The organism is Bradyrhizobium sp. LjRoot220 (assembly GCF_964252915.1).
Lineage (GTDB): Bacteria > Pseudomonadota > Alphaproteobacteria > Rhizobiales > Xanthobacteraceae > Bradyrhizobium.
This window is the reverse complement of the sequence record NZ_CAXUPS020000001.1, coordinates 1,704,981-1,718,655: the sequence shown is the minus strand read 5'-3', so window position 1 is coordinate 1,718,655 and position 13,675 is coordinate 1,704,981. Positions and strand designations below refer to the sequence as shown.

Genomic DNA, 13,675 nt, shown 5'->3' with positions numbered 1-13,675 from the left:
CGCCCAACGATCAGGCAAGCAAACCGGCAATTGCAAATGACCATCAACCAAGACGTCGTCGAAGCGATCGGCAACACGCCGCTCATCAAGCTCAAGCACGCTTCCGAAGCGACCGGCTGCACCATTCTCGGCAAGGCCGAATTCATGAATCCCGGCCAGTCGGTCAAGGACCGTGCCGGCAAATGGATGATCCTGGAAGCCGAGAAGCGCGGCGACCTCAAGCCCGGCGGTCTGGTTCTGGAAGCGACCGCGGGCAATACCGGCATCGGCCTTGCGGTCGTCGCGAGCGCGCGTGGCTACCGGACGATGATCCTGATCCCGGAGACCCAGAGCCAGGAAAAAAAGGACATGCTGCGGCTGTGCGGCGCGGAACTGATCGAAGTGCCGCAGCTGCCCTACGCCAACCCGAACAACTACCAGCATCTCGGACGGCGGCTTGCGGCGCAGCTGCGCAAGAGCGAGCCGAACGGCGTGCTGTTCGCCGATCAGTGGAACAACCTCGATAACGCCAAGGCGCACTATGAATCGACCGGCCCCGAGATCTGGCAGCAGACCGGCGGCAAGATCGACGGCTTCATCTGTTCGGTCGGCACCGGCGGCACGCTGGCCGGCGTCAGCCGCTATCTGAAGGAAAAGCATCCGGGCATCGTCAATGCCTGCGCCGATCCGCATGGCTTTGCGATGTACGAGCTGTTCAAGAACGGCACGGCCAAATCGACACCGGGAGACTCGATCACCGAAGGCATCGGGCTCGGCCGCGTCACGCCGGTCATTGAGACCGCGAAGGTCGACGACGCCTTCCTGGTCTCGGACGAGGAAGCCATCAAGGTGATCTACGACCTGCTCCAGCACGAGGGCCTTTGTCTAGGCGGCTCGACCGGCATCAACGTCGCGGGCGCGATCCGGCTCGCCAAGCAGCTCGGGCCGGGCAAGACGATCGTCACGGTCCTGGCCGATTCCGGCGGCCGCTATCAGTCAAAGCTGTTCAATCCGGCTTTCATGCGCAGCAAGAATCTGCCGGTGCCGGAATGGCTGGAGAAGCGCCCCAAGGTCGATCTGCCGTTCGAGAAGGTGTGAGGGTGGGGACAGTTTTGTAGGGTGGGCAAAGGCGCATTTGCGCCGTGCCCACCAGCTATCCAGATATCGCAAACAGTTGGTGGGCACGCGGAGCCTCTCATCGGGCGCGCATTCGCGCGACCCGGTGGCTTTGCCCACCCTACGAAGTCAATGCCGCAAGATCTGGCTAAGGAACAACTTCGTCCGGGTGTGCTGCGGGTTGGCGAAGAAGTTTTCCGGCGTGTTGGACTCGATCACCTGGCCGGCGTCCATGAACACGACGCGATTGGCGACTTCGCGCGCAAATCCCATCTCATGGGTGACGACCAGCATGGTCATGCCTTCATTGGCAAGATCGACCATGGTGTCGAGCACTTCCTTGACCATTTCCGGGTCGAGCGCCGAGGTCGGCTCGTCGAACAGCATGACCTTGGGATTCATGGTCAGCGCGCGGGCGATCGCCACGCGCTGCTGCTGGCCGCCTGACATCTGCCCCGGATATTTGTTGGCCTGATGCGGGATCTTGACCCGCTCCAGGAATTTCATCGCGGTCTCCTCGGCGTCCTTCTTGGGGATATTGCGCACCCAGATCGGCGCCAGCGTGCAGTTCTCCAGCACGGTCAGATGCGGAAACAGGTTGAAGCTCTGGAACACCATGCCGACTTCGCGGCGCACTTCGTCGACCCGCCGCAGATTGGGGCCGAGTTCGATGCCCTCGACCACGATCTCGCCTTCCTGGAATTCCTCCAGCGCATTGATGCAGCGGATCAGCGTCGACTTGCCCGAACCGGAGGGACCGCAAATGACGATGCGCTCCCCTTTGGCGACGCCGAGGTTGATGTCACGCAGGACGTGGAAGTCCCCGTACCATTTGTTGAGAGCCTTGATGCCAACGATCTGATCTGTGCTCATGGTCGTTTACTCAGTTGCGGCGATGCGCGTTCAACCTGTTCTCGACGAACAGCGAGTAGCGCGACATGCCAAAGCAGAAGGCGAAGTAGATCATCCCGGTGAACGCAAAGCCGGTGAACAACGTGGTCGGCGTCGACCAGTTTGGATCGGAAAACGACGCCCGCAACGATCCCAAGAGATCGAACAGCGCGACGATCGAAACCAGCGAGGTGTCCTTGAACAGGCCGATGAAACTGTTGACGAGGCTGGGGATGACGTGGCGCAACGCCTGCGGCATCACGATCAGTCCGGTGGTCTTGGCCCAGGACAGCCCGAGTGCGCTGGCCGCCTCGCCCTGCCCGCGCGGGATCGCCGCCAGGCCGCCACGGATGTTTTCCGCCTGGTAGGCGCCGGTAAACAGCGCGATGCCGATCAGGGCGCGCACCAATCCGTCGATGGTGAACCCCGTCGGAACGAACAGCGGCAACATGTAGGTTGCGAAGAACAGCACCGTGATCAGCGGAACGCCGCGCCAGAACTCGATGAAGGCGATCGAGAAAATCCGGATCAGCGGAATCGACGAACGCCGGCCGAGCGCGAGCGCAACGCCGATCGGCATCGATGCGACAATGCCGGTTACCGCCACCACCAGCGTGACCAGCAACCCGCCCCACAGCCGCGTATCGACCACGGGCAGACCACCCTGGTCGAGCCCCATCACCGCGATGACGAGGCCAATGCCGGCGAAGATCGCAAGGCAGGTGATCAGCGGACGCCAGCCAGCGCGCAAGCCTCCGCCGAGCCAGAACACCAGGGCGGAGACGATCAGGGTCGTCAATGCGAAGTCCGCCCACAGCGGACTGGCGGAAGCCTGAACCTTGTCGTGCAGCCAGGTCAGCGGCAACAGCAGCCAGGAAACCATCGTCGAGAGCAGCACGATCAGTTGACCGAGCAGCCAAAGCAGCGGTCCGATCACGGCGGTGCTCTCGCCCGCGGCCGCCAGCTTTCGTCCGCTGTCACCGATGCTGTCGTTGAACCCCGACAAAAGCCCGGCGGTCCAGCTGACACCGAGGCCGCCCAAGCCACCGCCATGCAGCAGGAAGAAGGCGATGACGGGCAATGCGATGAAGAACAGTCCGGCGTTGAGGCCCTTGGCCGGCGCCCTTGGTATCAGCAGCGGCAGCAGCAGGATCGTGGCCATCAGGAAGACCAGATTGACCCGCCAGCGCTCCGGCTCCGGATAGAAGCCGTAGATGAACTGACTGAATTTCGCCTGAACGAACGGCCAGCAGGCGCCAACGACATCCCCGGCGTTCTTGGCGAGGCATGCGGTGCGGTCGTTGCCCTTCCATACCGCATCGATCAGCACGAATCTCAGCGCCGGAACGGCGATGAACCAGAGCAGCAGCACGCTGACGATCGTGATCAAGACGTTGGTCGGCGAATTGAACAGCCGCGTGCGCAGGAAGCCGACAAGGCCGGTGGTCTTTATCGGTGCCGGACGCTCGCCGACGAGTTCGTGGCGGACGAAGATGGATGGTGTGGTCTCGCTCATCACCCCATACTCCGGCCGATACGCCATCCGTAGAAGCTCATGATCGCGCTCGTGACCAGCGAAATCACCAGATAGACGCCCATGGTGATGCCGATGATTTCGATCGCCTGTCCGGTCTGACTCAGCGTCGTTCCGGCAAACACCGAGACCAGATCGGGATAGCCGATCGCCACCGCCAGCGTCGAGTTTTTGGTCAAATTCAAATACTGGTTGGTCAGCGGCGGCAGGATCACGCGCAAGGCCTGCGGGATCACGATCAGCCGCAGCACCGAGCCGCGCTGCAGCCCGAGCGAGGAGCCGGCTTCCATCTGGCCCTTGTGTACGGACAAGATGCCGGCACGCACGATCTCGGCGATGAACGCCGCAGTGTAGGTCGACAGCGCCAGTGTCAGGGCGACGAATTCCGGAATGACCCGCGAGCCGCCGGCGAAGTTAAAACCCTTCAGTGCCGGAATTTCAAATTTTACGGGTGCGCCGAAGATAAGGGTCGCGAGGAGCGGAAGCATGATCACCAGCCCCAGCGCGTAAGGCCAGACCTTGATCACCTTGCCGCTTTGGAACAATTGCTGCCTGGAATAGCGCCACAGCGCGATCGCGGCGACGATGGCGATAAGTAGTGCGATAACGAACGGTTCGAAACCAGGCTCGCCGAGCGGCTTGGGGATCACCAATCCGCGATTGCTGAGAAAGAAGATGTCGAGCACCGAGATGCTCTGCCTCGGATTAGGCAGCGCGGCGAGCACCGCGAGGTACCAGAACAGGATCTGGAACAGCAGCGGCAGGTTGCGGATCAATTCGACATAGCCACCGGATATGCGCGACAACAGCCAGTTCGGCGACAACCGGCCGAGCGCCACCAAAAATCCGATCAGGGTGGCGAAGAAGATTCCGATCACCGAGACCAGCAGCGTATTGAGCAGGCCGACCAGGAAAACGCGGATGTAGTTGTCGGAGCCCGAATACGCAATCAGGTTCTGACTGACGTCAAAACCTGCTGTGTTCACCATGAAGCCGAAGCCCGCGGTGATCCGCTGCGCCTGCAGATTGGCGCGGGCGTTGGCGACGATCTCGTAGGCGATCCAGGCCAGTACGGCGACGAACACGAGCTGGACGACAAAGCCGCTCCAGCCCGCGCTGCCACCGAGCGCCCTCTGCAGTTTCGGGAGCAACTGCGACGGTGGTTGTCGGGGTTCGATGGCCATCGCCGCAGCCCTCCGCTAGGGTTCAGCGGATCGGCGGCGCGTACTGGATACCCCCCTTGCTCCAGAGCGCGTTGATGCCGCGGGCGATTCCAAGCTTGGACCCGGCGCCGACATTGCGCTCGAAGGATTCGCCGTAATTGCCGACGGACTTTACGATACGCGAGACCCAATCCTTGGTCAGGCCGAGTTGTTCGCCAAGATTGCCATCGGTGCCGAATACCCGTTTCAGCTCCGGCTTATCCGATTTCGCCATCTCATCGGCGTTCTTCTGGGTGATGCCCAGTTCTTCCGCGGTGATCATCGCGTAAAGCGTCCATTTCACGACGTCTGCCCACTGGTCATCGCCATGGCGCACCATCGGGCCGAGCGGCTCCTTCGAAATCACTTCCGGCAGCACGACATGATCGGCCGGGTTCGCAAGCTTCAAACGATCGGCATAAAGCCCGGACACATCGGTGGTGAAGACGTCACAGCGTCCGGACTCATAGGCCTTGACGGCTTCGTCGTTGGTGCCGAAAGCGATCACCTCGTACTTCATGTTGTTGCCCTTGAAGTAGTCGGCCAGATTCTGCTCGGTGGTAGTGCCTTGCTGCACGCAGACCGACGCGCTGTTCAATTCCAGCGCGGAATTCACCTTCAGCGCCTTCTTCACCATGAAGCCCTGACCGTCATAATAGGTCACGCCGGTGAAATTGGCGCCGAGCGATGTATCGCGCGACAGTGTCCAGGTGGTGTTGCGTGACAGCACGTCGATTTCGCCGGATTGCAGTGCGGTGAAGCGGTCCTTGGCCGACAGCGGCACGAACTTGATCTTGCTCGCATCATTGAAGATCGCGGCGGCAATCGCCCGGCAGACATCGACGTCGAGCCCGGTCCAGTTGCCCTTGTCGTCCGGAGACGAGAATCCCGGCAATCCCTGGCTGACGCCGCACGAGAGCATGCCACGGTCCTTGACCGTTTTGAGGGTTTGCGCCGCGGCCGTCTGGACCGAAAGGCCGGCGGCAACGGCAAGAGTGAGAACCAGGGAGACGCGTTTCATGGGCAAGGCCTTTCAGGGGTCGTGCGGGAACGTTGGCTTGTCGTCGTCGAACATTACTGGGCCAACCCGATGATCCCCCGCCCAAAAAAGCGCCAATCTGACTTGGCAGTTTGACACGCAATATGGTCGGACAAAGTATCGAAGGTCGCGGCAGGCCCCTCAACGTGCGGCGACTGGTAGTTGCGTTGCATCACAATCCGACTGGCGAGCCGGGTCAAGGGGTTGACGGCCGTCTTCGGTGTCCTGTGCGCAATTAAACTGGCCCCGGCCCCACCGTCCGGCACGGTTTTCGCTGCGGCAAAACGTCTTTGGTGGCGCAAACGCCTGCGTTTTTCGCACGACGGGCCTTCCAACCCGCGAAAATCCGAAACCAGACTGGTCACCTCAGCTGCGCCGCCAGAGCCCAAGGGGCCCTTCGTCAACCCACGGTCCTTCATGGTTCCTGCTTGCCGGAGACCTGCACGCATACCGCGGCGAGTTCATGTGTGGCCGCCGTGGTGCTCCGACGAGCGGACGCCGCAGGACGCAAGGCGGCCCGCTCGCGCCGCCCGGATTTGCCGCCATCGCCACGCCCTGCCCTTGGTGCTGAAGGCCGACAACCATCTGCTGGCCGGCGACAACGTCTACCGGCCGTCGCGCAGTTTCTGCAACGGCATGCTCGCCCGTTACGAATTGAGATCACCTATTTGGATCGCTTGATCGATCCCGATAGCGATCGCGCCGCGCCCCAATGGGCGCCAGGCGAGCGGCGGATGACTGGTGCATGACGCGACGGTCTCGTCCGTACAATCACGGATTTTGCGGGCCCCGACACTAACTGCCCGTTCACCATGACCACGAATCCCGCCGTTCTCGAACCCAAATAGTTCACCCCTCAAGTTCCCTTATACCATTGGCCCTCTAGTCATGTCGTGTGGGGACGGCCGTCAACGCCATGCAGATGACGGCGCCGACGGCACAGAAGTGACCGAAAGGACTTGGGGAATGAGGTTTGGGGCAAAGCAGTCAGCAATGCGAATGGCTGCAGTCGGGGCCTTGCTGCTTTCGGCCAGCGCCACGCTGACGCTGAGCCCGTTGGTATCTGTCGTGGCGGCCGAGATCGACAAGGATCTGGCCAGGGAGTTGTCGAAGGATTCCCTCAAGGATCCGGTGACGACATCGGCCAGCGGCTCCGCCAGGCAACGCTTCCTCTCGCTCGGTGTCGGCAAGTCCGTGGTCGTCGACCTGCCGCGCGACGTCAAGGATGTGCTGGTGGCCGATCCCAAGATCGCCAACGCCGTCATTCGCTCGGCGCAGCGCGCCTACATCATCGGCGCCGCGATCGGCCAGACCAACGTGGTGTTCTTCGATGCCGACGGCCAGCAGGTCGGCTCCTATGACATCGCGGTCAAACGCGACCTCAACGGCGTGCGTGCGGCCCTCCGGCAAACGCTGCCCGGAATCAATATCGAAGGCGTTGGCGACGGCGTCATCCTGACCGGCTCGGTATCGAGCCCGATCGAGGCCCAGCAGGCCGGCGACCTCGCCGCGCGCCTGGTCGGCGGTTCCGACAAAGTCGTCAATTCCATCGCCGTCCGCGGCCGCGACCAGGTGATGCTGAAGGTCAACGTTTCCGAAGTGCGGCGCGACATCATCAAGCAGATGGGCGTCGACCTCAGCGCCAGCATGAACTACGGCACCGCGGTGGTGAACTTCAACAACAGCAATCCCTTCACCGCCTACGGCCGCCCGCTGGCCGACAATGGTCTTGCCGCCTCGAGCATCCTCAAGGGTCTGCCGACGGTCACCGCGACCATGCGCGCGATGGAAAGCGCCGGCGTGGTCCGCACGCTGGCCGAGCCAAACCTGACGGCCATCTCCGGCGAATCCGCGACCTTCATCGCCGGCGGCGAGTTTCCGATCCCCGCCGGTTATTCCTGCGATCCCGTCACGCACCTCTGCACGACCCAGATCCTGTACAAGAAATTCGGCATCTCGCTGAACTTCACGCCGGTCGTGCTGAGCGAAGGACGGATCAGCCTGCGGGTGATGACCGAAGTCTCCGAACTGTCGACCGACCAAAGCATTACCCTGAACCAGAACGGCTCCGCGCTGACGATTCCCTCGATCAGGACCCGCCGCGCCGAGACCACGCTCGAAATCCCGTCGGGCGGTTCGATGGCGATGGCAGGCCTCATCCAGCAGCAGACCAAGCAGGCGGTCAACGGACTACCGGGTGTGAACCAGATCCCGGTACTGGGCGCCCTCTTCCGTAGCCAGGACTTCGTCAACAACGAGACCGAATTGATGGTCCTCGTCACGCCCTACGTGGTCCGGGCGGTTGCCCAGAAAGAACTGTCGCGGCCCGATGACGGATTTGCACCGGCGTCTGATTCCCAATCGACGCTGCTGGCCCGCATCAACCGGATCTATGGCCTTGTTGCCCGCGTCGGGCCGATCGGCGCCTACGAGGGCAATTTCGGCTTCATCATCGATTGATACGGCACGGCTCACTGACGGGGATGAGGACAGAACGATGACAACCCAACCAAAGGTCGATCGCCGTCACAAGTGGCGACTGGTCGGTGCGCTGGTCGGCCTGTCGGCTGCGCTGGGTGCATGCCAGCAGACCGGCGAGATCGTGACCGCGACCGTTCCCACCGATTACCGCTTGCGGCATCCGATCGCCGTTCAGGAAGGTAACCGCTCCATCGTCATTTTCGTCGGTCAATCCCGCGGCGGCCTCTCCGGCCCGCAGCGCAGCGACGTCATGGGACTGGCGCAAACCTGGGTCCGCGAAGGCACCGGCGCGATCATCGCCGACGTACCGATCAACACCGCCAATGCCCGCGCGGCCGCGGCGACCTACCGGGAAATCCGCTCGATGCTGGCCGCGGGCGGCGTGCCGTCAAGCGCCATCACGCTGCGTCAGTATCAACCGGACAGCCCTCAAACGCTTCCGACCATCAAGCTGACCTATCCGAAGATTTCAGCGGTGGCCGGCCCCTGCGGCCTGTGGCCGGAGGATCTCGGGCCCAACATTTACGACACCGGTTACAATGAAAACCGGCCGTACCACAATTTCGGCTGCGCCACCCAGCGCAACCTCGCCGCCATGATCGACAATCCGGCGGACCTCGAGCAGCCGCGCCCCGAAACTCCCGCCTATACGATGCGCCGCAACGCGGCGTTCGAGAAATACCGCAAGGGCGTAACGACCACGACCACCTATCCAGAAGCCGACAAGGCCAAACTGAGCGATACAGGTAAATGATCAGCCGGACCCGAAAAGACTCCGAACAGGAGCACGACCTTGCGCCGCCCGCCGATGAGTACATTTCGCCGGCGCCGCGCGTATCGGTGCAGGCCTTTTGTGCAACGGTTGCCACCGCCACAACGGTGCGGTCGGCCAGCGAAGACCGCCGCCTCGGCAAGGTCCATTTGTCGGTTCACATGGGCGGTATCGCCGCCGCCATCGACACTTATCACAAGGCCCCAACGCCGAACGTGATCATGCTGGAAACCGAAGGCTCCAGCGACATGCTCGACGGCCTCGATGAACTGGCCACCGTCTGCGACGCCGGCACAAGGGTGGTCGTGATCGGCAGCGCCAGCGATGTCACGCCATATCGCGAACTGGTGCGTCGCGGCGTCAGCGACTACGTCGTCGGGCCGGTCGAAACCCTCGACGTGGTGCGCGCGATCTGCAGCCTGTTCTCCTCGTCCGAAGCCGTCGCGGTCGGCCGCATCGTCGCCGTCGTTGGCGCCAAGGGCGGCGTCGGTTCATCCACCGTCGCGCACAATGTAGCCTGGGCCATTGCCCGCGATCTTGCGCTGGATTCCGTCGTGATCGACCTCGATCTGGCGTTCGGCACCGCCGGCCTCGACTACAACCAGGACCCGATCCAGGGCATCGCCAACGCGCTGTTCCAGCAGGATCGGCCCGACAGCGCGCTGATGGAGCGCCTGCTCGCGAAATGCTCCGACCGCCTCAGCCTGCTGGCAGCGCCGGCGACGCTCGAACAGGTCTATGATTTTGGCGCGGACGCCTTCGATGCGATCTTCGATACGCTGCGCATGACCACGCCCTGCATCGTGCTCGACGTCCCGCATCAATGGTCGGCGTGGACCAAGCGCGCACTGGTCGGCGCGGACGATATTCTGATCGTCGCAGAGCCTGATCTGGCCAACATGCGCAACGCCAAGAACATGTTGAGCGTGCTCAAGGCCGCCCGGCCCAACGACCGTCCGCCGCTCTATTGTCTCAACCAGGTCGGGATGCACAAGCGCCCGGAGATCACCCCGCGCGAATTCGCCAAGGCGATCGAGAGCCAGCCTATCGCGACCATCCCGTTCGATTCAAAGATGTTCGGCACGGCGGCCAATAACGGCCAGATGATCCAGCAAATCTCCGCCGGTCATCGTACCACGACGATGTTCCTGCAGATGGCGCAACGCCTGACGGGTCACGCGGTGACCAAGAGATCACGCAGTGCGTTGCTGGCGCCGATCATGCCGATCATCAACAAGCTGCGCGCCGGCGGCGGCGGCCGCTCGTAGGGCGCGGTGGACTACGACGTGGGCCCTCGCCCGTTCGTCGGCGATCAATCCGCGCTTCCAGACCTGGCGACCGGCATCTTGTTGCCGATCTCGGCGCGCGCATTCTCTTTGCGCGACAGCACCAGCTTCAACTGCGCGACGTTGGCGGCCGCTTCCTCGGGCGGAAGGTCGGCCCTTGCGATCTTTTCAGCTTCGGCCATGTTGCCCCGCAGACCGACCACCACCGCCAGATTGGCCCGCACGCGTGCATCGTTGCCGGCACGGCTATGGGCACGGCGCAACGTCTCCTCAGCCTTGGGCAGGTCTTTTGAAAGCACGTAGGACAGGCCGAGATTGGACAGCACCGACGGTTGGTCGGGCGTGATCTTCAGAGCGCTCGAATAATACTGCCGCGCTTCCTCGAACCGGCCGAGCTGATCGAGCACCGCACCTTGCGCCGAGAGTATCCGCCAATCGGGATTGTCGGGGGTGTGGGCGCGGCCGAGCACGTCGAAGGCCTGCTGGAAGTTGCCGTTGTCAGCCAGCGCGCGGCCGTAGCCGGCAAGCAGCGCCTTGTTGCTGGAATGGGCGATCGTTGCCTGCTCCAGCACCGCGACCGCCTGGGACTTCTGTCCGGTGGCGCGTAGCGCCTTGCCGTATTGCAGGGCCGCCTCGGCATCCTTCGGGTTGGCGCGATAACGCGCCTCGAAAACCTCGACGTCGCGGCGCGGGTCGGCGGCGCGGCTGGTTTCGGCCTTCTCACCAAGCGAGCCCGTGACATCGGACGAAGTAACCGCAGTCTGGCAGCCGGAAAGCCCCAGCGCGAGAATCACCGCGGATGACGTACACGCAAGAAGTCGCGCAAATTCAGATGGTTGGAGCAATTTCTGGAACATTTACTGGACCCGCGTCGGCGACTGTCCAGAATGCTCACAGCTTAACCCTAAATTCGGGTTAAGCGAGCCGCATTCGCGGTAACGGGCGGCCATAGCCCCTGTGGGCATCGCCCCATTGGCTGCCGGGCTCAAATCCCGGCCTCGCCGCACTTTCGCGCTAGTCGACGAATTGAGCGCCGACTTCGCAGCCGATGCGCCATGCCAGCTTGCACTGGCGCGGCCGTTGGCCAGTCGAGAAAATCACCGTGAATTCCGTTGGAATCTCCGGATACTCGGCGATGATCTTCACCCCGCCATCCGATACGTCCGTAATCATGCAGTCGCGCGGCAATCCGCCGGTCCCGAACTGTATCTTCGCAAAGTTTCTGCACACACGACGTTCGCTTCTGCGGCGGTTCGCTAACATCTCTGCCCCTGGCCCTGATCGAGAAAATTCATCCGGTGGTATGTTGTGGTGTGTTGGGTTTACAGAAGAATTGTTGGAATTAGCCTAGCGGAATTGGTCACAATGTAATCGAAATGGACCGGTTGCCTTTCAGCTCTGCTTACCCTGCGCCGCTGCCAATGCGCGCGTTGGCTCGACGTCCTGCGATCGCAGCGTCCGTCGATTGGCAACCGCTGGCGCCCGCCGACCCGTTCCCCGCCCCCGCGGCAACACCGGCAATTTTCGGCAAATTAAAAGGTTGATCCACGGCCTTTTGGCGATAGCCTGACCCTTCGACTCGCATTGCTGGAAGCTGACGAGCATGGGAAGCGTAGTTCTTCTCGACCTGATGGGTGGCGTCGCGCTGCTGCTGTGGGGCCTGCACATGGTCCACAGCGGAATCCTGCGCGCGTTCGGCCCTGACCTGCGTCAATTGCTTGCAAAGGGGCTCAGCAACCGCTTCACCGCTTTTGCGGCCGGGCTCGGTCTGACGGCGCTGCTCCAGAGCAGCACCGCGACGGCGCTGATCACGAGTTCGTTCACGTCGGAAGGCCTGGTCAGCCTGGTGCCGGCGCTCGCCATCATGCTCGGCGCCAATGTCGGCACCACGCTGATCGTGCAGATCCTGTCGTTCAAGATCGCGGCCGTCGCCCCCGTCCTGTTCATCATCGGCCTGGTCGCTTTCCGCGCCGGGCCGCGCTCGCGGATCAAGGATATCGGGCGCGTCTCGATCGGGCTTGGGCTGATGCTGCTGGCGCTGCACATCCTGCTCGACACGCTGGCGCCGGCGGAAAACGCCCCGGGCATGCGCGTGTTCATGAATGCCATCACCGGCGATCCCGTGCTCTGCATCGTCTTCGGTGCCGTCGTGACCTGGGTGGTGCATTCCAGCGTCGCCAGCGTGCTCTTGGTAATGTCGCTGGCGTTTGCGCATTTCATCACACCGGCAGCCGCACTGGCGCTGGTGCTCGGCGCGAATCTCGGCAGCGCGATCAATCCGATCTTCGAAGGCGCCCGCCGCGACAACCCCGCCAGCTACCGTCTGCCGCTGGGCAATCTCGCCAACCGGGTGATCGGGATCGTACTGGTGGCGCCATTCCTGAACCCGATCGCGGAACTGCTGCAGTCATGGCAGCCGGACCCCGCCAAGGCCACGGCCCAATTCCACATCGCGTTCAACGTCGTCATGGCGCTGCTTTTCATCGGCCTGCTCGATGGCATGGCGCGGCTGTTGAAAAAGCTGCTGCCGACGCGCGTCCGCGAGACCGACCCGTTGCGGCCGCGCTATCTCGACGAGAGCGCGCTGGAGACCCCTTCTCTGGCGCTGGCCGACGCGGCGCGCGAAACGCTGCATATGGGCGACCATGTCGAGGTCATGCTGCGCAAGGTGATGGCGGCGATGATGACCAACGACCGCGCGCTGGTCGATCAGGTCTCGCAGATGGACAACAGCGTCGACAGTCTCGACGAGGCGATCAAGCTCTATGTCACCAAGCTCACCCGCGGCAGCCTCGACGAACGCGAGGGACAGCGGGCGATGGAGATCGTCTCCTTCGCCATCAACCTCGAGCATATCGGCGACATCATCGACAAGAATCTGAGCGAGCTTGCGACCAAGAAGATCAAGCGCCGGTTCCAGTTCTCGGCCGAGGGCGCCGAAGAACTCTCGGCCTTCCATAAGCGCACGATGGATTCGCTGCGGATCGCGTTCGGCGTCTTCATGTCCGGCGACGTCAACGAGGCGCGCAAACTGCTGGTCGAGAAGGCGGCGCTGCGCAACACCGAGCTTGCCGCCACCGAGCGGCATCTCGACCGGCTGCGCGAGGGCCGGCCCGAAACCATCGAAACCACCTCGCTGCACCTCGACGTGCTGCGCGATCTCCGGCGGATTCATTCCCACATCTGTTCGGTCGCCTACCCCGTGCTCGATGCCGCCGGTGAACTCGCAGCCTATCGCTCTGCTGAAAGCGATATAGCGGCGCTGCCCGCACCGGCCACGGGCCACAGCGGTTAGAGCGTTTTCGAGCGAAAGCCTGCCCCGGACTTGATCCGGGGTGGATACCGGTTCGCGTGAAGAAAACGCGTCAAAACAAA

At 62.8% G+C, this 13,675-nt stretch carries 11 protein-coding genes; 5 read left to right on the top strand and 6 right to left on the bottom strand.

The window, feature by feature from the left end:
- The first annotated feature begins 36 nt into the window (after positions 1-36).
- Entirely contained in the window at positions 37-1,077 is a 1,041-nt protein-coding gene (locus tag ACSQ84_RS07690) for a cysteine synthase A (RefSeq protein WP_436210999.1), read from the top strand.
- Positions 1,078-1,224: 147 nt separating this feature from the next.
- On the opposite strand, the gene ACSQ84_RS07685 is transcribed toward ACSQ84_RS07690, so the two are convergent.
- The 4 genes from ACSQ84_RS07685 to ACSQ84_RS07670 are packed head-to-tail and all read right to left on the bottom strand — an operon-like array spanning position 1,225 to position 5,743.
- Positions 1,225-1,968 carry an amino acid ABC transporter ATP-binding protein gene (locus ACSQ84_RS07685; protein WP_436210998.1) on the bottom strand — a complete coding sequence of 248 codons (744 nt, stop codon included), beginning with the start codon at positions 1,966-1,968 and terminating at the stop codon, positions 1,225-1,227.
- A gap of 10 nt (positions 1,969-1,978) precedes the next feature.
- Complete coding sequence (locus tag ACSQ84_RS07680; protein ID WP_436210997.1) at positions 1,979-3,502, bottom strand: amino acid ABC transporter permease; 1,524 nt, start codon at positions 3,500-3,502, stop codon at positions 1,979-1,981.
- Positions 3,502-4,704, bottom strand: a complete 1,203-nt coding sequence (locus ACSQ84_RS07675) for an amino acid ABC transporter permease (RefSeq protein ID WP_436210996.1) — start codon at positions 4,702-4,704, stop codon at positions 3,502-3,504. The genes ACSQ84_RS07680 and ACSQ84_RS07675 overlap by 1 nt, the downstream gene beginning before the upstream one ends.
- A 22-nt stretch (positions 4,705-4,726) precedes the next feature.
- Positions 4,727-5,743 carry an amino acid ABC transporter substrate-binding protein gene (locus ACSQ84_RS07670; RefSeq protein WP_436210995.1) on the bottom strand — a complete coding sequence of 339 codons (1,017 nt, stop codon included), beginning with the start codon at positions 5,741-5,743 and terminating at the stop codon, positions 4,727-4,729.
- A 1,011-nt stretch (positions 5,744-6,754) separates the two neighbouring features.
- Between ACSQ84_RS07670 and ACSQ84_RS07665 the strand changes: the two genes are divergently transcribed.
- The 3 genes from ACSQ84_RS07665 to ACSQ84_RS07655 are packed head-to-tail and all read left to right on the top strand — an operon-like array spanning position 6,755 to position 10,282.
- Positions 6,755-8,221, top strand: coding sequence for a type II and III secretion system protein family protein (locus ACSQ84_RS07665; protein WP_436210994.1), 1,467 nt, complete (start codon positions 6,755-6,757; stop codon positions 8,219-8,221).
- A gap of 37 nt (positions 8,222-8,258) precedes the next feature.
- Positions 8,259-8,996: a CpaD family pilus assembly protein gene (locus ACSQ84_RS07660; protein ID WP_436210993.1), complete on the top strand. Its 738-nt coding sequence runs from the start codon at positions 8,259-8,261 to the stop codon at positions 8,994-8,996.
- Positions 8,993-10,282 carry an AAA family ATPase gene (locus tag ACSQ84_RS07655; RefSeq protein WP_436210992.1) on the top strand — a complete coding sequence of 430 codons (1,290 nt, stop codon included), beginning with the start codon at positions 8,993-8,995 and terminating at the stop codon, positions 10,280-10,282. The genes ACSQ84_RS07660 and ACSQ84_RS07655 overlap by 4 nt, the downstream gene beginning before the upstream one ends.
- Before the next feature lie 44 nt (positions 10,283-10,326).
- Here ACSQ84_RS07655 and ACSQ84_RS07650 read toward each other — a convergent pair whose 3' ends face one another.
- Together ACSQ84_RS07650 and ACSQ84_RS07645 are read right to left on the bottom strand one after the other, a co-directional pair.
- The gene (locus ACSQ84_RS07650; protein WP_436210991.1) at positions 10,327-11,157 is read right to left on the bottom strand and encodes a tetratricopeptide repeat protein; all 831 of its coding nucleotides are present in this window, start codon (positions 11,155-11,157) and stop codon (positions 10,327-10,329) included.
- 157 nt (positions 11,158-11,314) lie between these two features.
- Positions 11,315-11,563 (bottom strand): PilZ domain-containing protein, encoded by a 249-nt coding sequence (locus ACSQ84_RS07645; RefSeq protein WP_436210990.1) that lies wholly within the window; start codon positions 11,561-11,563, stop codon positions 11,315-11,317.
- A gap of 340 nt (positions 11,564-11,903) precedes the next feature.
- Here ACSQ84_RS07645 and ACSQ84_RS07640 point away from each other — a divergent pair, with 340 nt between their 5' ends.
- Positions 11,904-13,595 carry a Na/Pi cotransporter family protein gene (locus ACSQ84_RS07640; RefSeq protein WP_436210989.1) on the top strand — a complete coding sequence of 564 codons (1,692 nt, stop codon included), beginning with the start codon at positions 11,904-11,906 and terminating at the stop codon, positions 13,593-13,595.
- Positions 13,596-13,675 lie beyond the last annotated feature (80 nt).